Genomic DNA, 21,968 nt, shown 5'->3' with positions numbered 1-21,968 from the left:
ATCAGCTCTGGCGCTTTCTTATTAAATATCAATTAATTACACCATAGCAGCTAAACATATTTACCGCTTTATTGTCAACTTCACATAAACCTATTCAGACGATCTTAAGCTCTCTACGCTGTGGCCCTTCTTGACGTTTACACCTCTCCCTTGACAGCGGCTCAGGTTGCCCACCTGCTTCGACGGGCAACGTTTGGACCTACACCCGATCAACTTAAATCGTTTACCGGGCAAACCGCCAGTCAGATCGTTGCTAAACTACTAGCCGACCAACCGGCTCCTGCTCCACCGCTTGATCTGACTACGGGGAAAACATTTCATGATCAGCCCTTCGACCAGACCAACGCGGGCAAACTGAGCGTTTATCTGAAATCGTGGTGGGGCAACCAGTTCCTGAACGAAACGCCCTCGCTAACCGAAAAGATGACCTTATTCTGGTCGAATCACTTTGTAACGAACCAGTCAACGGTTAACGATTACCGGTATATGTACCGCTACAACGCGCTGCTTCGACAGTATGCGCTGGGCAATTTCAAAACATTTACAATTGCCATTACGCAGGACCCGGCCATGCTGCGATTTCTCAACGGCAACCAGAACGTGGTAGGCACCGCCAACGAGAACTACGCCCGTGAACTTCAGGAACTCTTTACCGTTGGCCGAAACGGCGGCTATACAGAAGACGATGTACGGGCTGCGGCCAAAGTCCTCACGGGGTGGACGGATACCGGTTACCGGGACGTAACAAACGCCACCATCGGCAGCACATTCCGGGCAAACCGGCACGACACCGCCGATAAAACCTTTTCGGCAACGTATCAGAATACAGTGATTAAGGGCCGATCGGGGGCCAATGCTGGACTAGACGAGTTGAACGACCTGCTCGACATGATTTTACGTAACGCCGAAACACCCCGCTACATCTGCCGGAAATTATACCGCTGGTTCGTCAACGCTGATATTACATCCGACATTGAAACAAACTTCATTCGTCCCCTCGCTGACCTGTTTCGTAAAAACAATTTTGAGATTAAGCCGGTGCTTGTAGCTCTTTTTCAGAGTCAGCATTTTTATGACGAAGCTCTGCGCGGAGCAGTCATTAAATCGCCAACGGACTTAGTGGTTGGTACGTTGCGCTTCTGGGGGACCCAAGCCCCAAATCAAACGCAGAACGTAACGGGTTTTTATCAGGTTGGTAATTACATCTACAGCCGCGTCAAGGAGGAACAGCAGGATCTGCTTGATCCACCCACGGTGTTCGGCTGGACGGCCTACTACCAGACGGGCTATTATCAGCAATGGATTAACTCCACTACGCTGGGGTTGCGTGGCAGTTTTGGCGATATGTTGACCACTAACGCGTTGAAGCTTAATGGTAAACCAGCCATTGATGTGCTAGCCTATGCAAAGACGTTACCTACCCCCGACGACCCCGCTAAATTGGTCAGTGACCTAACAAGTCAGTTACTGGCTATCCCGCTGGCGCAGGACCAAAAAGATTTTTTGACGGATACGGTGTTGCTTAACTCCATTCCCCGCTACGAGTGGACGGGCGAGTGGAATGATTATGTAAACAACCCAAACGACGCGGCCAAGAAACAGGCCGTTCAGTTGAAACTGACCAATTTCCTGCAATACGTACTCCGTATGGCTGAATATCAGGTGTGTTAAAGAGTGATTGAGTGAAAGAGTGAAACGCTTTCCTAACATTTGCTCCGCTTCGGCGGTCCGATTTCACTCAATCACCCTGTCACTCATTCGCTCCGCTTCGGCGGTCCGATTTCACTCATTCACTCTTTACCTATGAAACGTCGTAATTTTCTACAGTATGCCGCTTCGTCGCTAGTGTTACCCGTACTGATTGACGGCTTCGGAGCGAAAGCCTTTGCCCGGCCTTCGTCGTTTGTAGAGTCCCTGATTAAACTGGCTGACCAAACCGATCGCGTATTGGTGATCATTCAGTTGCAGGGCGGAAACGATGGGCTAAACATGGTGATCCCGCTCGATCAGATGAGCGTTTATACTTCACCAACTTTTCGGGGTAACATCGCCATTCCCGAAGCAAAAGCATTAAGGCTGAAAAATCAGGCTCAAACCGGCCTGCACCCGGCCATGACGGGTATGCAACAGCTTTTTAACGATAACAAACTGAGTATTGTGCAGGGTGTATCATATCCCACACCTAACTTTTCGCATTTTCGGGCCAGCGACATTTGGATGACCGCCGTCGACTCATCGCAAACCGCTACATCAGGCTGGGCCGGTCGCTACCTCGACAAACAGTTTCCGGGGTTTCCGGATAGTTACCCGACCGAAAAAGCCCCCGATCCACCAGCTATTCAGATTGGCTATGTTACAGCCACAACTCTGCTTGGCCCTACTGACCCAATGGCAGTTGTGCTACAAGATCCCGATACGTTTGCCCGGCTCGTGGGCGACAAGCCCAGCACCCCGTCCAGTACAACATCTGGCTACGCGGGCCAACAGATTGACTTTATCCGGCAACAGCAGGCCAGCTCGGTTAGCTATGCCGGGCAGATTAAAACCGCTGCGGGTAAAGGGAAAAATATGGCTACGTATCCAGCCAATAACGCACTGGCAGCCCAACTCAAAATTATTGCCCGGTTGATTAGCGGGGGTTTACAAACCAAAGTATATTATCTGACCCTCGGCGGCTTCGATACGCACGCCAGCCAGGTTGATGTGAACGACACAACCCTTGGCACGCATGCTAATCTGCTGCGTACGCTGTCCGATGGCGTTGTAGCTTTCCAGAATGACCTGGCGCAACTAAAGCTGGAAGATCGTGTAGTTGGCATGACCTTTTCGGAGTTTGGCCGACGAGCTATCTCCAACGGCAGTCGAGGCACCGATCATGGTACATCGGCTCCTATGCTCGTGTTTGGCACAGCCATCAAGTCACCGATGGTCGGCAAGAACCCAAACCTGAGCGACCTGGATAATAATAACTTAAAGATGCAGACTGACTTCCGGCAGGTTTACGCGGCTATTTTAACCGACTGGTTTGGTGCTGATGCCAACACCGAAGCCACGTCGTTATTCCGGGATTTCCCGGCAGCCCCTGTATTTAAAGCGGTCATCACAGCGAGTGAACCTGTTGCATCCGATGCGTTGCTTTATCCTAACCCAGCCTCATCGGAGGTTGTCCTAGAAGCAGACTGGCTTGCCAACGGCGTAAAATCCCTACAAATCACAGACACGCAGGGGCGAATCGTATCCATAGGTCTCGCTCAGACGGCCCCGCGTGCCATTCGATTCAACGTAAGCGCCTTGCCAACGGGAAACTACATACTACGCGTTGATAGCGGTCAGGGGCAATTCACGAAGCGGCTGGTGGTAGCGCGGTAGGCGGTTGTTGATGCCACGTGTACGCCCATACTTCGCCGATAAAACGATCACTGACTCCTGAGTAAGCACACCACCGATTTTACTCAGGAGTCAGCAGAAGTGCTGGCGGAGCATGATCCATTCTACCCTAACACGCACTACGTTCTTGCGCGTGTTGCGACCCTAAAAGGCGACGGGGCAACGGCCGAGCGTGAACAGAAACTTGCCCGGCAAGGCTGAATTAAAGCCAATGCAGCCTTTCTATCGCAGAATTTTCAAAAGTAAGTGCCTGAGGAACGGTAATCACGTACGTGATTTTATATACGCCCGTACTTCGTCGATCAACCGGTCGGCCTTGAAAAGTACGGTTACAAATTTGATAGTTATCACAACTATAAGCACGAAGAAAACAAGTGAAAGCAGTTGCCATATCATAGCATCGTGTCAGGTTGGAACAGATTCATGCGTTACAATTTTTAAATACAGGGCAACTTACTAATTTCCCAATATGAAAAAGCTGCTCTTACTCCTATCATTTACGTTTTCGATTGTAGCTACTGCGCAAAAGCAACCCGTCTTTATTACGGACAGCCTCGACGCCTATGTGAAACGTGGCATGTCTGACTGGCAAATTCCGGGATTGGCCATTGCGATCGTTAAAGATGGTAAAGTTATTGTCTCAAAAGGGTATGGCGTCAGGGAAGTGGCCGGGAGTTCGTCTGGCAAGAATGAGCCGGTGGATGAGAATACCCTGTTCCTGATTGCATCGAACTCGAAACTCTTTACTGGCACAGCCCTCGCCAAACTCGAAGACGAAAAGAAGCTGTCACTTAACGACAAAGTCACCAAATACTTACCCGACTATAAACTGTACGATCCAGCCGCAACCCAACTCGTTACGGTACGGGATCTGCTTTGCCATCAGCTTGGTACCAAGACGTTTCAGGGCGATTTCACGTTTTGGGATACGAATCTCCCGCGGACCGAAGTTATCAGGCGGATGCAGCTGCTGAAGCCAACGGGTCAGTTTCGGCAGGACTACGGCTACTGTAATTCAGGCTTTGTGACGGCGGGTGAAATCATTCCCAAAGTAACCGGGCAATCCTGGGAGCAGTACGTAGAGAATAACATTGTTCGGCCGCTGGGCATGACCAACACGTACATGCTGACAGCCGGCGCAGAATCTCGCCCAAACATCGCCCGGCCTTACACCAATAGCTTTAGCATTGACGGTAAACTGGTACGTCTGCCGTATGACAATGTTGATAATCTGGGGCCAGCGGGTAGCATGGTTTCGTGCGTTAAAGACCTCAGTAAATGGCTGATGATGCAGCTCGATAGCGGTCGTTTCGACGGCAAAGAAATTTTGCCGTGGCGAGTCGTGCAACGCACCCGCGATGCCAATACGATTCTGAACAGCCGCAAGTCGACGTTGTACCCGAGACATTTTCAGGCATACGGGCTGGGTACGATTATGTCCGACCACAACGGCCGTCAGGTGTACGCCCATACAGGCGGAGCTTTCGGCTTTGTCACGAACACCTGCTTCGTGCCCGAAGAAAAACTCGCCATTACGATTCTGACCAACCAGGACAATCAAAGTTTCTTTGAACTACTACGCTATATGATTCTGGATGCGTATCTGGGGGTGCCGTATACCGATCGCAGCCGACTTGCGTTAAAAGGCGCAAAGCAGGACGAGGAGAAACAACGTCAGGAGTTGACAGCTATGGCTGACCAGGTTGCCAGGAAAACTAAACCTGCGCTGCCTCTGACGGCTTATACGGGTACGTACCAGCACGAACTTTATGGCACGATCACCATTGCTCAGGACGGCAATAGTTTAAAAGTATCGTTCCAGAATCACCCAAATCTTTCGGCCACGCTCGACTACATGGACGACAACACCTTCCGGCTGACGTACTCCAATCAGGCGTTTGGTATCTTCCCGGCTAAGTTCGCCGTTGACGGCAAGACGGCCACGAGCGTTGTCATTAAAGCTAGTGATTTTGTCGAGTATGATCCCTACACGTTCACGAAAGTTTTATTGAAGTAACTACACTGCATCGACAAGAACCCGCAAAGCATCCAAACGCTGTTGTTTCGCGGCTTGGCGGGTAGCGATGGCAGTCGGTGTCCAATAGTGATGACTTTCCAGAAACTTGACTTGAATACGGTTCCAGGCCGTTTCGTCTGCGACCATATTGCGGACTTTCAGCTCGTCATATAGCGAGTGAGCGATAGGCTCGAAATCGTTGCGGCCCAGGTAATCAAGGTCCGCGTCACATAAGATCTCTTCCAATTTGGTCTGAGGCATTTGTGGCACACGCGTAGCCATGATCATCCCGCAAATGGCCTCAATCTGCCCCTGTTCATACCCAAAGCGTGGGAGCACTTCCCGAACGTATTGGCAACCCCATGCTTCGTGACCGTTGTAGGTGGAAATGAACCCAATGTCATGAAAAAGGGCGGCTGTTTTCAGCAGGTTGAGCGATTCAGCATCAGTGATGTATTCGGCTTGGGCAATCCGGCCAGCCGCTTCAACAACGTCGAGTACGTGGTGTAAGCCATGATAATAGAGAGTCGGCGAAAGCCCCGAGGCTAACGTCGATATGGCAAACTGTTCAGCCTCGGCTACATTCATAAATCCGTCGAATCAATGCTCATTTGTGAGATACCGACTCAATAAAAGAATAAACTTATTTATTCACAAAAAAGTACCCTACAAGGTTGCTGATTCTGCTCAGGGTTCATAAGTAGCTAGGCTACGTCCGCGCAGCAAGCGTCAGCAATTTAACACCCGGACGTGGCCGTCCAGGCTACTCACATAATTAATACAACCATTTCACGGCCTTCCTGACCACACCCGGCAAATTGTCGGAAATGTGGTCTATCCAAACTGATTTATTGACTCGGCTGGCCGTTGGGTACGGGTAGATTTTATTAAAAAAGTCACCCGCCGTCAACTTCTGTTGAATAGCTAAGATCAACTCTTGTGCCAGCTCTCCCGCATTGGGGGCAATAATTGTACCGCCCAAAATCTTTGTGCTAAATGGATTAAGACCTGTCGGTTCAGTGAATAAGATCATCTTGGCGTATTCATAGTCTTCAATCACAGCACGGTCGTCGTGTGCAAAGTCGTAGTCAACACGCTCGTAGCGTATGTTTCGCTTGCGGAGGTCTTCCTCCAGCAAGCCAAATGTGGCCACTTCGGGATCGGTAAACGTCACCCACGAGAAGTTGTCGTACGTCAGTTTTTTGTCGAGCACCCGACTTGGGGTAATGAGGTTGCTCACCAGCGTCGACACATGAAGCTCGGCGGCATGTGAAAAATAGCGCTGGCCAGCCGGTGCTCCCGCGGCTGCATCACCTGCGGCAAAAACGTGCTCATTAGTCGTTTGCAGATAGTCGTTGAGCTTGATCCGTCCCTTATCATCCAACTCAATACCCGCAGCGGTCAAGTTCAGGTCATCAAAGTTGAACGTACGCCCAATGGCAACTAACAGCACATCGAACGGAATCTGTTCGGTTTCTCCATTCTCCGGGGCTACTTCAGCCGTGTTTGCATCACGAAACGCTTTTACCTTACGGTTTAGCCTGAAATCAATACCTTCTTCGGCCAGTCGTTTTTGCAGCAGGGTCGATACCTCGGGGAGTTCTTTACTTAAAATACGGTCTTCGGCACCCACCACTGTAACCTGACTGCCCATCCGCTGAAAGGCCTGCCCCATTTCCATGCCGATCGGCCCCGCCCCAATAATCAGCAACCGCTCAGGCAGTTCATCGAGCGTGAAGATGTTCTCGTTGGTATACACCTTCACCTGATCGATGCCCGCTACGTTAAGCTGCTGCGGCTTTGATCCGGTACAGAGTACAATATTTTTAGCGGACGTTACCCGCCCTCCTATTTCGATTTGCTGTTTACCAACAAACCGAGCCGTGCCCAACTCCACATCCAGCTTCTCGCTGTCGCGCAGGTAAGTTGCGTTTTCGTGAGCCCGAATGATCTCAATTCGCTCGTGAACGTACTGCATCACAGCCGCCAGGTCGGTAGCCCCTTCCATCTTCCAGCCGAACGGTTGCGAGCGACGGGCATTATGAATCATGCGGCTCACGTGAATTAGAGCCTTACTTGGCACGCAACCGTCGTTGAGGCAATCGCCCCCAATCCGCTGATCTTTACGGTCAATCAGCAGCACGTCGAAGCCCAGCCGTTTCATGGCAATCGCCACGCCCAGACCGGCAGAACCCGCTCCGATGGCAATTAAATCATAGTGTGATTTCATGATGGTAGTTGCTTGGCCAGGCTGGCGGACCAGCGGCCAGGCTACTCAATCTTTCTTAAAGTCGGCTAATGTACCACGAATTGTGGCATTCATTTTACTCTTACTAAATGCTGAACTGTTGTCTTTGTCAATGATCTTACAACGGAACGTAACTAGAAACGGGGTATCCTTTTTGTCGAACAACATCTTAGGCAAAAGTCCTAATGTTCGACCTGGCTTCATCGTTACGGGGAACACCACTGGGGTAGTACCTTGCGCCTTAATTAAGATGGGTTCGGGTTGGTCTCCTTCAGCAATCTGCTTCCCATTGATTGAGACCGTGTAATGCGTATCCGTAAAATTATACGGAAACTTGTTCTTGTTAACTACGTTCACCTTTGCCGCTACGTCGGTTTGTTTGAGGCCTAATTTTCCAAAATCAATATCTTCTACTTTGATTTCGGGTATGTAATACGTCGGCAACCGCTTCTCGAAACTTTGGGTGAACGTTCTCTGTCCCAAAATAGGCACATCAAGATCGAACGTAGCCCGCACGCCATAGGTAGTACTGTCAATGTCTTTCTTGTCCAGCGTTTTCAGCACCGTATTTAGTTTCTTTATCAAGAGCTTGGCCGGTAAGGTCACCAGCGTACTGTCGCCTGACTCAACTTCAATTGGCTTTTCGTATGACTCCTCTATGATTGGTGTTTTTGCCATGTAAACCGTATACCGCAGCTTATGCGCCTTAAAACCCACTGGCAATGGGTTGTCAATGAGCATCTGCATATTCATGTCTACCTGATCATCATCGATGTTGGTGATCTCCAGGTTGCTCATCTCAAGCCGGGGCTTAAGGGTATTATCGAACGCTCCGCCTTCCGAAGCCGCATTGTTCTTCAATCGACTGTACCAAATGTAAGCTCCAACGCCACCAATCAGCAGCAAGAGCAGCGCAATAGTCCATCCTTTTTTCATAACGTGTCGCCTATTGATAAACTAGAATAACAGGCGCTATGCCGTGACTGTTTACTATGTATTAGGCAACAGACCCTCACTAGTCAATTTCCAAGTAACTCGGTTAAACCTTTTCCCTAATCCGAAACCTATATGACATACAAGGCTTTGACATATCAGTAAAACATATCGTACTATGCGTATCTTCATTTTTGCCGCTCTACTGATGGTTGTTGCCTGTCGCCGTCCATCCAAACAGTTTGCGGCTACGCTCACGCCTGCCGACCAGTCCAATTCACCTGTGCAACGTACTAAGACACCGATAACCAACATCGCCGATTATCGACGTTATCTCAAAGCAGGCGATGAGCTAGTCGCTGTCGGTAACGATCCGGCCTGGTCGCTGACAATTAACCCGTCGAAGAATACGCTACGGTTTAAGTCGGATCAAGGAGATTCAACCACGATTCCGCTGCCGCAACGGTTAACGGACTCTGACGGCTCGTTTCGCTACGATGCGCCAGAGGGCGCCGGGCGTATTAAAATTTTGTTTGTACCGGATAGCTGTGTAGACAAGACCTCCGGCCAACGATACGACTATCGCGTAGAACTGGACGTTCGGGGTAAAACATACATGGGTTGTGGCGTATCACTCCGGCAGGTGGCCCTATTGCAGGATATTTGGGTACTCACTGACTTTCAAGGGCGTATGATTGCCACGAATCGTCCCCAAACCGAAATTCCTCGGGTTGAAATATCTCTCAGCGAAGGTCGGGTAACCGGCACAACCGGCTGCAATCGGCTCAACGGGCGCGTTCAGGCCGACAGTCGACATATACAGTTCGGGCCGTTAGCTACCACTAAAATGGCCTGCGCTGGGGAAGTCGGTCGGTTTGAAGGTGATTTCCTGGAAGCATTAAGCCGCCCGCTCACGTACCGTATAGCCGAAGGCAAGTTGATCTTACTACACGATAATAAGCCAATTATGACCTTTAAGAAGGTAGATTAAAGAGGCAACTTGCGTCAAATTCGAGCGAATGACCATACAATGGCGTTCGCTTTTTTTGTACATTTGTTTCTTGACAAAAGTCAATCAAACAAGAGAACAAGTTAAGCATTTGATTGGCACTCAGAGGTTCACCCAACCAATCCGAACAAACCCAATTTATATGAAAAACTCACAGCTTCCCTCCCGCGCCTTGTTGCTGGCGGGCGTGCTGACAGCATCAGTGCTTGGAGTGAATGTGCCGGGTATAGCCCAGACAACTGCCAAACGTACTACGGACACGAAATCAGCCGCCGTGTCTACCCAAGCACCCGTTGCCCTCAATCGCGTACTGATCTTCTCCAAAACGAAGGGCTACCGTCACGGATCGATCCCGGCCGGCAAGCGGGCCATCATGAAACTGGGTCAGGAAAATGGCTTTGCGGTTGATACCACCGAAGACGCCAGCCTGTTCACAGAGGCCAATCTGAAAAAATACAGTGCGGTAATCTGGCTAAGCACGACCGGCAACGTACTGGACGATGCCCAGCAAGCCGCCTTTGAACGGTACATTCAGGCAGGCGGTGGCTACGTGGGTATTCACGCGGCTGCCGATACCGAATACGACTGGCCGTGGTATAATCAACTGGTTGGCGCGTATTTCCTAAGCCATCCGAAGCAGCAGAACGTAGATATCAAGGTTGTTGATAAAAACCACCCATCTACCAAAATGCTGCCCGACGTCTGGAAACGCTACGATGAATTGTACAACTACAAGAGCATTGTTAAAGACATTAAAGTACTGGCTAAGCTCGATGAAAGCACGTATCAGGGTGGTGCCAATGGCGACAATCACCCATTCATCTGGTACCGCGATTTCGACGGCGGGAAGTCATTCTACACGGGTGGCGGCCATACCGACGAATCGTATAGCGATCCTCTCTTTTTACAGCATCTTTTGGGTGGCATTAAATCAGTAATGGCCACCGACCTGAAGTTTGGCCAGGCAAAAACCCAGCCTTTCCCCGAAGAAAATCGCTTCACGAAACACGTTCTGATGGAGAAACTCGATGAGCCAACAGAACTGGTTGTGCTGGATAACGGCAAAGTCTTATTTACCGAGCGTAAAGGTGCCGTTAAGATGTACGATACGAAGACGAATACTAACAAAGTGGTTGCTAACGTACCCGTACACTTTGAGCGCGAATACGGCCTGATGGGACTTAACATCGACCCGAAATTCAACGAAAACAAATGGGTGTATCTGTATTATTCGGCCGTTAAGCCAGACTCTAACAACCGGCTGGTGCGTGTAAAGTGGGACGATGCGAAAAATGAACTGCTGCTCAACACAGAACAACTGTTGCTGACGGTAGCCGAACACCGGACCTACGACAAGGACGACTGCTGCCATACGGGAGGCTCCATTGCCTGGGATAAACAAGGCAACCTGTATCTGTCGACAGGTGATAATACCAACCCGTTCTTCTCGAAGGGCTTTTCGCCAAGCGACGATCGGGCAGAGCGGACAAAGTTTAACGCGTTATTATCGTCCAGCAATACGAACGACTTACGGGGTAAAATCCTACGGATTAAACCACGGGCTGACAGTGGTTACGATATTCCCGATGGCAACCTGTTTCCCAAAGGAACGCCCAATGCCCGGCCTGAAATCTACGTAATGGGTAACCGAAATCCCTATCGTATCGCTGTCGACCAGCGTACTGGCTTCCTATACTGGGGCGAAGTTGGTCCCGACGCCGGTGAGAACAATGACAAATATGGCCCTCGTGGTCACGACGAAGTAAACCAGGCTCGGAAAGCTGGTTATTTTGGCTGGCCTTTATTTGTAGCCGATAACAAACCATACCGGCAATTCAACTTTGCCGATAGTACTTCCGGACCGCTCAATGATCCGGCAAAGCCTATCAACTATTCTGTCCGTCAAACAGGCTTGAAAGAGCTTCCTCCAGCGCAAAAAGCGTTTATTTACTACCCATACGCCGAATCACCCGAGTTTGGTGAAATTGTGGGCAAAGGTGGCCGTAATGCTATGGGCGGGCCAGTCTATTACTATGACGATTATGCCGATAGCCCGGTGAAGTTCCCGCGTCATTACGACGGCAAGTTCTTTGCTTATGAGTGGATGCGCGGCTGGATTAACCCGGTAACCATGAACGAGAATGGTGATTTTGTGAAAATGGAGCGGTTTATGCCCGGCACAAAATTCGATCATCCGATGGACATGCAGTTTGCCAAAGACGGTTCACTCTGGATGCTGGAGTACGGCACGAACTGGTTTGCGCAGAACGACGACGCCCGACTCGTACACATTACGTACAACGCCGGTAATCGTCAGCCGGTGGCTGCTGCCAGCGCCAATAAAGTTGTGGGAGCCGCTCCGCTCACGGTAGCTTTTACCAGCAAAGGATCGATGGATTACGACGGCGACGCTATCAAATACGAATGGACCTTTGGTAAAGGGATGCCAAAGAGTACGCAGGCTAACCCAACCATTACGTTTGCCAAGCCCGGTGTTTATCAGCCCGTGCTAAAAGTAACTGACGCCAGCGGCAACGTATCGACCAAGACGATGGAGATCAAAGTCGGCAACGACGCTCCTAAAGTTGAGGTAGCCATTAAAGGCAATAAAACGTTCTACTTCGACAATAAGCCTATCGACTACGAAGTGAAGGTAGCCGATAAGGAAGATGGTACACTGGCAGCTGGCAAGATCAGCCCCGAAGATGTTACTGTAACCGTCAACTACCTCGAAGGATTCGACAAGACCATGCTGGCGCAGGGTCACCAGATCAACACAGGCTTCGCGACAGGAAAACGGCTGATTGAGCTGAGCGATTGCAAAGCCTGCCACAGCATCGACAAAAAGTCCGTTGGTCCTGCTTACATGGCCGTGGCTGAGCGCTACGCTAAAGAGCGCCGGGCCGCCGTTGTGAATCAACTGGCCAGAAAAGTCATCGCGGGCGGAGGAGGCAACTGGGGAGAGCAGGCTATGAGCGCCCACCCTCAGCTGAAAGAAGATGAAGCCAAAGAGATGGTGAGCTATATCTTGTCGCTGGGCGATAAGAAAAAGATTGACAAGCAGCCTATCAAAGGGGCATACGTAGCTAAGTCGAAAGAGAAAGAAGGTTCGTATATTTTCACAGCCAGCTACACCGACAAAGGCAGCTCGGTTATCGGTCCGCAAACGGGTTCAACCAGCATTGCCCTGCGTTCTCCGACGGTGAAAGCCGTTTCAGCTGACATGAAACAAGACATCTACCAGGCTGACGTACCCAAAATCGGTTTGTCGGCTGTTGGCCTGAAATCGGGTAGCTACCTTGCCTTTAACGACCTCGATTTAACCGGTATTCAGGGCATTTCAGCGAGTGCATTCAGCGCCGATGACCGTACGGCGGGCGGTAAACTCGAAGCTCGACTAGACTCCCCAACGGGAACGCTGTTAGGTGAGGCAGACGTGAAGCAAGGCGCAAGCGGTATGGTGAACTTACCATTCCGGCAGTCGGCTAGTGGTATGCACAAAGTGTATTTTGTGTTTGTCAACCCTAGTGCCGGGCAAAAGCCGCTCTTTGCCGTTGACAAGCTGCAATTCATGAGTCAGAGCGCTTCGGCCAGCTCAGGTAACAGCACCGGGCAGGGCAAGTAGCACAGATAAATCGTTTATGGAAGGGTCTGCCCAATACATGGCAGACCCTTTTTTTGTAGGTTTACCATGTATTCAACCCGTTTTCTCATGCTGCGTACTTTGCTTCTTTTGTGTTCACTAGTAATTGCTATGCTAGCCTGTCAGCCTAAAAACGATGCTGAATCATTTATCGATCAGGCTATTGAAGCACACGGGGGCGACGCGTATCAGAACAAGCGAATTGAATTCGATTTTCGGCAATTTCATTTAGTACTGGAGCAAAGAGATGGCCAGTTTCGCTACGAACGCACTCATCAAGACTCGTCCAGGGCGGTTATTCGGGAGGTTTTAACCAATAATAGCTTTAGTCGATTTATTAACGGTCAGCTTCAGACGCTCGACACGGCCCAGATCGGTAAATACAGTCGGGCCGTTAACTCGGTTGCCTATTTTGTCTTACTACCTCAAAAACTTAATGATCCGGCCGTCATCGCCGATTACGTTGGCGATAGCCAGATCGATAAGCAAGCCTACCATAAAGTTAGAGTTCGCTTCAAAGCCGAAGGCGGTGGCAAAGATTACCAGGATACGTTCTTCTACTGGTTCAATACTAAGACTCACACCATGGATTACCTGGCTTATAGCGAAGGCGGCCCTCGTTTCCGTAAGGCGATCCATCCGCAAATGGTGTGTGGTATCCGATTTCAGGATTACATCAACTACAAAGGCAACGAGAAAGATACCAGCTCGGTCGGTAATTATGACCAAAAATTCAATGCGCGACAGCTACCGGAACTGTCGCGCATTGAACAGAAAAATATTAGGGTTGTGCCGTTGCCCTGATTAATATCGGATGGCCCAGTACGGATTGCGATGGGCCGTCATACTATCAGCAATGTGCTGTTTAATGAGCGCATCATAAGCGGCATCACTAATCTTCTTACCTTTTGTTTTAGGCAACTTGAGGTCATCAGGCGTTAGTTTACGGAACGTGACACCGGTAGCTTCGATCACTACGTCGTCGTTCAGGCTTAGCTCCAGAATCAGTCCAGGCAGTCCATTATAACGCTCTGGACCAGCCGGAACCGGAATATCCTGCGCAAACCAGGCCGTAATTTTCTGCTTTTTAATAGGGTCTTCCGTTTCGGCTTTCATGCAGATGTAGCCTGCCACTTCCTTAATCTGGTTACCTATTTTCCAAATTGGCGTATGCAGTGAGTCGTCAATAACATAGGTTTTACCCAGCATCTCCACAATATCCGTCTTTTTGTCTTTATCAAAGTTGCGGTACAATTTCAGCTCTGAGTTACGCCACGAGTAGCTCCCATCGTCGGTCTCCCCCGATTCGCTGGCATATGTATACAAGCTTTCGGTAGGGCTAAACGCCAATTTCATTTTCTCGGCATTGTTTTCCTCTTCGTAATTCTTCCAGGTTTGGGCGGCCCGGTCTTTTTCTTCCTGGCTTAAAAATGTCATTCGACTAATGATTTTAATCCAGTACGTCTTCCGTTTATACGAAACAACGCCTTCCGTGTTTTGGGCTACCACCGTGGTGGCCATAAGCCAGCAGCTGATCAGGAGCGTGACTATTGCTTTCATACTATCTGTCTTTGTTTCGTGTTGGTTCGAAGTTGATTGCAGTATTAATAGCCGTTCCGGCGCATGTTTGCCTTTACCCCCCGCATGTTATACGAGAAGCTCAGCAGGAAATAACGAGCCAGCGTCCGGACACTCTCATTCTGTGTGTAGTTCTGGCCTGCGTATTGTGTTACGTTTACATTACGGTTTAACAAGTCAACGGCCGATAATCGGATTTCGGCTTTCTTGGCCTTACCCAAAATATGGTATATCGATGTGTTTAAGATAGGAATTCGCTGATCAAAACCAAACCGATCGTTTTTAAAGACCCGGTAGTTCAGGCTTGAGTTTATGTACACATCATGGGGTAATTTAATATTCATGTCCCCGCCGAAGTTATTGTTGACAATGGTCTGGTTCTGACCCGAGTTGATCGAGTAACGCGTATTGCTAACGCCAACATTGGCATTGCCATAAAACGTGAACCATTCTGTCGGTGTCAGATCCAACCGGGCTCCAACGTTGACATTTTCGTTGTATGTCTGGTTTTCTATTTGATCAATTATGGTTAGGTTCTTTCCAAAGTTAAGCTGAGAGTTAAGGTTCAGCGTGGCTTTGGTTTTCTTAAGTGGAAAGCCGAAGCTCAGATAAGACCCAATATTTCTACCTCCTGTAATATTTCCTGGTTTGGTGCGTGTAATTAACGTCTGTGGGTCAACAGTTTGGTTGTAGACAATCTGGTTGACGTAGTACGTTCCATATAAATTACCGAAGAAGTTAGTAAAGCTCCCTGGATTGAAGTAGCTGAAGCCTGCATTTATATTATGTTGTAACTCCGGCAAAAGATCAGGATTACCCTCGTTAATAAACAAGGGATTTGTGTTATTAATAATAGGCTGCAAGTCGCGCGATGATGGGATACGGACGTTTACATCGTATCCACTGTACAGGTACTTGTTATTTTTCATGTCGTAGTTTAACGACACGTTAGGGATCACCGTCGTGAAGGTCCGATTAATACGGTTAAATACCGGCGACGTTTGGTCAGAGGCATATTCGCCATCAATCGTAAACTGTTGCCCTGCTAATCCGGCCGATATGTTGAGGCCCTTAAACGAGTAGCGAACACTGCTGCCCAGCCGGTTAAAGAGGTAGTTATTCTTATAGTAACGGCTTAGTGAATCGTTGCGGCTGATAATTTGCCCGGCATCTCCTCTGTTTAACACATCATAATCTACCTCGTCGTAGCGTAGACTAAAATTGTAGAACGACTCCCAAAAGTATTTTTTGGCAAACGGCTCTACGTATAACAGACTGGCTTTATACTCATTCCGTAAGCTGTTTGTTCCCTGATTCTGCCGAATCACCCGTATCTGGTCATTCACATTTGTTGCTTCAAAGAACTGATTATTAGCATCGAGTCTTCGATCAGCATCGTTCTTGTTAATTTGATACGTCGCACTGGCGGCAAAAGAGCGGCCCTTTTTTTTGAATTTCAGTCGATACAGTAATGTATTTGCCGATCCGAATTGTTGCAGATCATTAAGGTTTTGAGTTTGGTTTCGAGTTGAAAGCGTGTCAGGTGCGTTTCCACCAGAGGGCAAGGCTTGGCCTACACGATTTAACTCCTGAGTTGTCCGGAGCGAAGAGTTTCCGTTGTTCAGACGACTGCTATGGATAAATATGATCGTATTGAGCGAGTCGATGGCCTTCTCAAAACGAAAGCTAAGTCGGTGGTTTGCATTAAAATTAACTTGATTGCTTGTCTCATCGGTGCGGAATGAACCCGTTTCCAAAAAATTCTGCCGGTTACGTATCGCGTCCAGCCCTAAGCGGGTTTGGCTGTAGTAGTAGTTGGCACTCACCTTTGTTTTCTTGGTGTCATAGTTGTAGTTAGCGCCCCCTGCGGCATTGTTCGAGAAGCCCCGTCCTGCCCGGCCATCTACCGGAATGCCCAGGCTTTCATCATCATCGCCACCAAAGTAAATGAACCGGCCACCGCTGCTGAACCCGAAGTCGGCATTGTCGTTCCAGTTGAACGAATTACTACCCCGAAAGTCCTGATAATCATTGAAAGACAGTCCCTGTTGGTTCGTATTGTTCCCCAGGCCAATAACCGAGAACTGCTGCTTTGAGTCGAACTTGTTGTAATTTCCTTTCACCTCGGTTCGTGCGGGCAGGTTGTTCGATGCCGGGCCAGCGGCAGCGGTAATCTTACCAAAGCCACCTTTCTTGAATTCTTCTTTCAGTTCGAGATTGACGGTTTTTTCTTTTTTCCCATCATCAACGCCGGTTAGTTTCGCCTGTTCCGTTTTATCGTTGTAGACCTGAACTTTCGTAATTGCTTCCGCCTGTAAGTTCTTAGTAGCCAGTTTTGGGTCGCTTCCGAAGAAGCTTTTGCCGTCGACGGTTACTTTTTTTACCTCCTGCCCCTGCGCTCTGATATTGCCATCCTGGTCAACCTGAACGCCAGGTAGCTTGCGTAACAGATCTTCGACGGTCGAGCCGGGTGGTACTTTGAATGAGCTGGCGTTATATTCTATCGTGTCTCCTTTAATGGTTAATGGTGCTTTGGCCGTTCTGACCACAACCTCCAACAGCTCTTTCGTGATGGGTTTCAGCTTTAAAGCCCCTAAGTCAATGACGGCCTCGCCCGTCGGCTTAATAACCTGGTTATAAGGCAGAAATCCAACAAATGAAATCTTCAAGATGTAGTTGCCTGCCTTGAGGTTCTTGAACGTAAAGGCTCCCTTCTCATCGGCACGGCCAAAATTGACAAGCGACGAATCTTTGGGATTGAGTAGCATTATGGTTGAGGAAGGCAACGGAGCCGATGCCGTATCAACAGCGCGACCTTGTAACGTAAAACGGCCCGAAGTAGATGCCCCTGGCGAAGCCGGATTTTGGGCATAGAGCACAGTCGCCAGCAGACACAGTACGGCCAGCAAGAAAAGGTTTTTCATGAAAACGAAGGTTAAAGGAGTAGACGATTGATAGCAAAGCTAATTACAGAATCGCGAATCAGTTACATACTTAACGAATTTTAACTAAAAATATAGTAGATGATTTCATGAACGGTCAACCGCATTGATAATGAGCAAATTCGTAATTAAATAAAGGCTTGATACTACGTATGAGTCAGTTGTAGGTGCAATTCCATACGAGGGCCCCAGTTTTTTATTATGTAGCCCAGCAAAGGGGGCTTTAATTTTGATAAATCTCCTAATACTAACTCTCTAATACTTCACGAATGGCACGGGCTTTCAACAAGCATTCCTCCCACTCCTGAGCCGGATCAGCATCATAGGTGATGGCGCTACCGACCGAAAACGAGGCATACTGGTTTTCAGCATCGTACAGCAGCGTTCGGATAACAACACTAAAATCAAAATCGGCCTCGGGTGTGATGAAGCCAATAGCACCCGAGTAAACGCCCCGGCGGCTGGCTTCCAACTCGTCTATCAATTCCATAGCCCTGATCTTGGGGGCTCCCGTCATACTCCCCATCGGAAACGCATGACGAATGGCATCGGCCCACGTAGCCTCATTACGCAACGTAGCCGACACGGTAGAGATCATTTGGTACACTTGCTGGAAGCTGTATATGCCAAACAGTTCGTCCACGACCACCGATCCAGTTCTGGCACTTCGGGCAAGGTCATTACGTACCAGATCAACAATCATCAGGTTTTCGGCGCGCTCTTTCTCCGAATTTAGCAACTGCACACGTAACAACGCATCTTCATCGGCCGTCTGCCCTCGCCGAATGGTGCCCTTAATTGGCTGCGAACTGATTTTGTTTCCTTCTTTTTTAAAAAACCGCTCCGGCGAAGCACCTATAACGTACTGGTTGCCAATTTTTAGAAACGAAGAAAATGGCATAGCCGACCGCTGGTTGAGTGCGTAATAAGTCGTAAGTGGATCGAGCTTAGCCTGCTCGGCAAAAAATTCGATGCAGTAATTCAGCTCATAAACATCTCCGGCATAGATGTGCTCTTGAATACGCCGGACAGTAGCCTGGTACTCTTGGGAGGTTACGCGGCATTGGATAGAATCAAGCCGTTTGCGGGTCGCTTGTTCGCCCGTAAAAAAATGAGTTGCTTCAATGGCTTTGATGATTGACGGTACGTCGCCTTCTCCCCGAAACACTACGTAATCTTCTCCAAACTCAATGATCCACTCAGGCTCAACAAAGTAGATGTCCGGAAAGCCAAGTCGGTTCGGATGGCGGCTCGTTAGGTCTTCAAGCTGATTTTTGAGATCGTATCCAAGATAACCAATCAGAAAAGAAGGCTGCTCACAATGGACGTTGTATAACGTTTCGAAAACATTTGCCCGTGACTCGGGATATGTGTCAAATGAAATGACCCGTTTCGCACCGACGCACAGTCGATTCGGAAACGGGTCATTGGGGTAAGCAATACCGTTGTTATTCAGAAAAGTAACAAAACCGTTCTCGTCAGCCTGCTGAGCCACTGCCCAGGCCAGCGCCCGCCAGCGAAAATTGGGAACGTCGTTTATATTTATCCGATAGTCATTCGTTGTCATACACGGTCATTGACGGGTCAAACAATTAATGACTATACTTAACAATGGATGATCATCAAACTAAGCTCGCAACAGGCGAACATCAACCGCGATGTCTTTGCCTTCGGCGTTCTGGCCGATCGTAAACTCGACTTCGTCATCTACCTGCAGCTCATTGAAATCAGTATCAATCAGGCTGGTATAATGAAAGAACAGGTTGTTTGGCGGGTAATTCACAAAGCCGTAGCCAGTTTTAAGACTGCGAATGGTACTGACTTTACGACCTTCGGGGTCGTCGTCGACACCATCGGCAATGTTGTAATTCGGCTCGTCGTGGGCATACGTATCATCGTCGTAAGCTCCGGCACTAAAGCTACTAAACCCTGCCCCATGAGCAACCGTTGCCGCCGTAAAGGTTGGCTTAGCCTGTTGCTTCACAAACAGGTTCTGGATGATCGTATCGTTCTTGCGGGTGCGGTTGTCAATCAACTCATGCATCGCCACTGGGTAAGATACTTCTTCCAATAAATCCTGCGAAGTACGCGTCACCTGCTTTTCGCCCTGTTCGTTCAAGAACTCAAAATCCCAGCTTAGTACCATAATCCGTGAGCCCAACGTGTTGAGTTTACGAATGAGTGGCACATAATCACCATCAGACGTAATCAGCACAACTACATCGAATTTTTTGTACTGTGCCAGCTCAAAGGCCTCAAGAGCCAACCATACGTCAATTCCCTTTTCCTGGCGATAGCCCTGATACGTTTTTACGGGCAGATAATGCGTAACTACGCCTTCTGACATTAATATATCATCGAACAAACGGTCGTAGAACAGTTGGTTGCCCCGCTGATTCGCTTCGTGTGCGTTCAGGCGGCCGCGGAAATAGTGAGCATCCACAATTTGGCAAAGCCGCTCATTAACGCCCTCCTCTTCGGCCACCTGCCGCCGGATAAACGCGTGTAACCCTGATATGCTAATGCGACTGCGTCGTTCGTGAGAGTAGTTATAATAATTACTTACATGTAAAAAATAGTTACCGTCATAGAAAACCCCTATACGGGTCAATCTGGATGATCCTGCTGGCATAATTTAACCGTAGTTTACTTAGATGTGTGACTGTAGAGAATTAATAGTTTGTCCTTACTACTGCTATCAGGGCGATTGTTGTACGAGTTGCACTGCTACGGGTAAGCTAATTGTACAGGTGTCTATTTTATATATGAGTAGAAACCAGAAGCAACAAAGTAGACGAAAACAACGGGTACGGCTACAAACTAAACTAGTAGTACAGCTATAAAGAACTAGGGTGCAAAAATACTACATTTTCGTAAGCAACACGTTGAGGCTGTATCTTTGTCCGCTTATTACGACTTTGCTATGCGAAAAATTTTATTTGTTGACCGCGATGGAACGCTCATTGCTGAGCCACAACCCGATCAGCAGGTCGACTCTCTGGCCAAACTCGATTATATTCCGAAAGCACTATCAGCCATGCGCCGGATTGCCCAGGAAACAGACTTCGAGTTGGTCATGGTAACCAACCAGGACGGCCTCGGTACCGACTCCTTTCCGGAAGATACGTTCTGGCCTGCCCACAATAAAATGCTAACTACGTTCGCGGGCGAGAACGTTCACTTTGCCGCTGTTCATATTGATCGCCATTTCCCCCGCGACAATTCGCCAACCCGTAAGCCGGGCATTGGCATGCTGACGCAGTATTTCAACGGCGACTATGACCTTGCCAACAGCTACGTCATTGGCGACCGCCTTACCGATGTTCAACTAGCTGTAAACCTGGGAGCTAAAGCCATTCTTTTCTTACCTCCCAACGGTTTGCCTACCGTTCAGGCCGCCGACGTATCAGGATTAACCGACGCCATGCAGAACGCCATTGCGCTTACGACCGATGATTGGGATAAAATTTACGAGTTTCTGCTGCTGCCCGCCCGTACCGCCACGGTGGAGCGAAACACGAAAGAAACCCAGATTCGGGTTGATTTGAATCTGGACGGCCGCGGCCGGGCTGACATTCATACCGGCCTTGGTTTTTTTGACCACATGCTCGATCAGGTAGCTAAGCACTCGGGGGCCGACCTGACCATTCGTGTCAACGGTGATCTGCACATCGACGAGCATCATACCATTGAAGATACCGCGCTGGCGCTCGGAGAGGCCTACCGAAGGGCTCTGGGCGACAAACGAGGCATCAGCCGGTATGGGTTTCTGTTGCCGATGGACGAAGCGCTGGCCCAGGTGGCCATCGACTTTTCGGGTCGTCCGTGGCTGGTTTGGGACGCCACCTTCCGGCGCGAGAAGATTGGCGATATGCCCACCGAAATGTTCTTCCATTTCTTTAAGTCGTTCTCCGATACGGCGCTTTGTAACCTGAACGTAAAAGTGGAAGGTGATAACGAGCACCATAAAATTGAAGCGATTTTTAAAGCGTTTGCCAAAGCAATTAAAATGGCCGTTCGGCGGGATGTAAAGGAACTGGATAACCTTCCGAGCACGAAAGGCGTTCTTTAGGCGACTTATTAAGCTGCCGTCTGTTTGTGCGGCCAGTTTTACGTTGTATTTTTGCCCCTGATTTCAACTGAATACTAACATGGATTTATCAACCCCGTTAACGATTTTGTTCTACGTTGTTCTGCTAGCTGCTTCTTTT

At 49.0% G+C, this 21,968-nt stretch carries 14 protein-coding genes; 7 read left to right on the top strand and 7 right to left on the bottom strand.

The genetic code is table 11. The annotated features are described in order from the left end of the window. The first annotated feature begins 120 nt into the window (after positions 1-120). The 3 genes from ACFSUS_RS08260 (at position 121) to ACFSUS_RS08250 (ending at position 5,404) form a co-directional block, all read left to right on the top strand. Positions 121-1,671 (top strand): DUF1800 domain-containing protein, encoded by a 1,551-nt coding sequence (locus ACFSUS_RS08260; protein ID WP_381521452.1) that lies wholly within the window; start codon positions 121-123, stop codon positions 1,669-1,671. A gap of 132 nt (positions 1,672-1,803) precedes the next feature. Further along, entirely contained in the window at positions 1,804-3,369 is a 1,566-nt protein-coding gene (locus ACFSUS_RS08255; protein WP_381521450.1) for a DUF1501 domain-containing protein, read from the top strand. Between the two features lie 487 nt (positions 3,370-3,856). Continuing rightward, the gene (locus ACFSUS_RS08250) at positions 3,857-5,404 is read left to right on the top strand and encodes a serine hydrolase (RefSeq protein ID WP_381521448.1); all 1,548 of its coding nucleotides are present in this window, start codon (positions 3,857-3,859) and stop codon (positions 5,402-5,404) included. Here the strand turns inward: ACFSUS_RS08250 and ACFSUS_RS08245 are convergent, their stop codons facing one another. From ACFSUS_RS08245 to ACFSUS_RS08235, 3 genes are all read right to left on the bottom strand, one after another. Further along, positions 5,405-5,992 (bottom strand): HD domain-containing protein, encoded by a 588-nt coding sequence (locus tag ACFSUS_RS08245; RefSeq protein ID WP_381521446.1) that lies wholly within the window; start codon positions 5,990-5,992, stop codon positions 5,405-5,407. Positions 5,993-6,179: 187 nt separating this feature from the next. Further along, positions 6,180-7,634, bottom strand: coding sequence for a dihydrolipoyl dehydrogenase family protein (locus tag ACFSUS_RS08240; protein ID WP_381521444.1), 1,455 nt, complete (start codon positions 7,632-7,634; stop codon positions 6,180-6,182). A gap of 45 nt (positions 7,635-7,679) precedes the next feature. Then, positions 7,680-8,588, bottom strand: coding sequence for an LEA type 2 family protein (locus ACFSUS_RS08235; RefSeq protein WP_381521442.1), 909 nt, complete (start codon positions 8,586-8,588; stop codon positions 7,680-7,682). Between the two features lie 175 nt (positions 8,589-8,763). On the opposite strand from ACFSUS_RS08235, the gene ACFSUS_RS08230 reads away from it, so the two are divergent. From ACFSUS_RS08230 to ACFSUS_RS08220, 3 genes are all read left to right on the top strand, one after another. Further along, the gene (locus tag ACFSUS_RS08230) at positions 8,764-9,576 is read left to right on the top strand and encodes an META domain-containing protein (RefSeq protein WP_381521440.1); all 813 of its coding nucleotides are present in this window, start codon (positions 8,764-8,766) and stop codon (positions 9,574-9,576) included. Between the two features lie 160 nt (positions 9,577-9,736). After that, positions 9,737-13,219 carry a ThuA domain-containing protein gene (locus ACFSUS_RS08225; RefSeq protein ID WP_381521438.1) on the top strand — a complete coding sequence of 1,161 codons (3,483 nt, stop codon included), beginning with the start codon at positions 9,737-9,739 and terminating at the stop codon, positions 13,217-13,219. An 87-nt stretch (positions 13,220-13,306) separates the two neighbouring features. After that, positions 13,307-14,041, top strand: a complete 735-nt coding sequence (locus ACFSUS_RS08220) for a DUF6503 family protein (protein WP_381521436.1) — start codon at positions 13,307-13,309, stop codon at positions 14,039-14,041. Here the strand turns inward: ACFSUS_RS08220 and ACFSUS_RS08215 are convergent, their stop codons facing one another. From ACFSUS_RS08215 to ACFSUS_RS08200, 4 genes are all read right to left on the bottom strand, one after another. After that, positions 14,042-14,797 (bottom strand): GLPGLI family protein, encoded by a 756-nt coding sequence (locus tag ACFSUS_RS08215; RefSeq protein WP_381521435.1) that lies wholly within the window; start codon positions 14,795-14,797, stop codon positions 14,042-14,044. Positions 14,798-14,841: 44 nt separating this feature from the next. After that, positions 14,842-17,739 (bottom strand): TonB-dependent receptor domain-containing protein, encoded by a 2,898-nt coding sequence (locus tag ACFSUS_RS08210; RefSeq protein ID WP_381521434.1) that lies wholly within the window; start codon positions 17,737-17,739, stop codon positions 14,842-14,844. 265 nt (positions 17,740-18,004) lie between these two features. Beyond that, the gene (pabB, locus tag ACFSUS_RS08205; RefSeq protein ID WP_381521432.1) at positions 18,005-19,324 is read right to left on the bottom strand and encodes an aminodeoxychorismate synthase component I; all 1,320 of its coding nucleotides are present in this window, start codon (positions 19,322-19,324) and stop codon (positions 18,005-18,007) included. Between the two features lie 60 nt (positions 19,325-19,384). Continuing rightward, on the bottom strand, positions 19,385-20,389 hold the full coding sequence (locus ACFSUS_RS08200) for an NYN domain-containing protein (RefSeq protein ID WP_381521430.1): 1,005 nt from the start codon (positions 20,387-20,389) through the stop codon (positions 19,385-19,387). A gap of 291 nt (positions 20,390-20,680) precedes the next feature. On the opposite strand from ACFSUS_RS08200, the gene hisB reads away from it, so the two are divergent. Continuing rightward, positions 20,681-21,829 (top strand): bifunctional histidinol-phosphatase/imidazoleglycerol-phosphate dehydratase HisB, encoded by a 1,149-nt coding sequence (hisB, locus tag ACFSUS_RS08195; RefSeq protein WP_381521428.1) that lies wholly within the window; start codon positions 20,681-20,683, stop codon positions 21,827-21,829. Positions 21,830-21,968: the final 139 nt, after the last annotated feature.

It is taken from the genome of Spirosoma soli (assembly GCF_042684525.1).
Lineage (GTDB): Bacteria > Bacteroidota > Bacteroidia > Cytophagales > Spirosomataceae > Spirosoma > Spirosoma soli.
This window is presented reverse-complemented; position numbering and strand designations above follow the sequence as displayed.

Excerpts from the sequence above, each read along its gene's own strand:
- ACFSUS_RS08255 (WP_381521450.1), top strand. The coding sequence starts at position 1,804 with ATGAAACGTCGTAATTTTCTACAGTATGCCGCTTCGTCGCTAGTGTTA.
- ACFSUS_RS08250 (WP_381521448.1), top strand. The coding sequence starts at position 3,857 with ATGAAAAAGCTGCTCTTACTCCTATCATTTACGTTTTCGATTGTAGCT.
- ACFSUS_RS08245 (WP_381521446.1), bottom strand. The coding sequence starts at position 5,992 with ATGAATGTAGCCGAGGCTGAACAGTTTGCCATATCGACGTTAGCCTCG.
- ACFSUS_RS08240 (WP_381521444.1), bottom strand. The coding sequence starts at position 7,634 with ATGAAATCACACTATGATTTAATTGCCATCGGAGCGGGTTCTGCCGGT.
- ACFSUS_RS08235 (WP_381521442.1), bottom strand. The coding sequence starts at position 8,588 with ATGAAAAAAGGATGGACTATTGCGCTGCTCTTGCTGCTGATTGGTGGC.
- ACFSUS_RS08230 (WP_381521440.1), top strand. The coding sequence starts at position 8,764 with ATGCGTATCTTCATTTTTGCCGCTCTACTGATGGTTGTTGCCTGTCGC.
- ACFSUS_RS08225 (WP_381521438.1), top strand. The coding sequence starts at position 9,737 with ATGAAAAACTCACAGCTTCCCTCCCGCGCCTTGTTGCTGGCGGGCGTG.
- ACFSUS_RS08220 (WP_381521436.1), top strand. The coding sequence starts at position 13,307 with ATGCTGCGTACTTTGCTTCTTTTGTGTTCACTAGTAATTGCTATGCTA.
- ACFSUS_RS08215 (WP_381521435.1), bottom strand. The coding sequence starts at position 14,797 with ATGAAAGCAATAGTCACGCTCCTGATCAGCTGCTGGCTTATGGCCACC.
- ACFSUS_RS08210 (WP_381521434.1), bottom strand. The coding sequence starts at position 17,739 with ATGAAAAACCTTTTCTTGCTGGCCGTACTGTGTCTGCTGGCGACTGTG.
- pabB (WP_381521432.1), bottom strand. The coding sequence starts at position 19,324 with ATGACAACGAATGACTATCGGATAAATATAAACGACGTTCCCAATTTT.
- ACFSUS_RS08200 (WP_381521430.1), bottom strand. The coding sequence starts at position 20,389 with ATGCCAGCAGGATCATCCAGATTGACCCGTATAGGGGTTTTCTATGAC.
- hisB (WP_381521428.1), top strand. The coding sequence starts at position 20,681 with ATGCGAAAAATTTTATTTGTTGACCGCGATGGAACGCTCATTGCTGAG.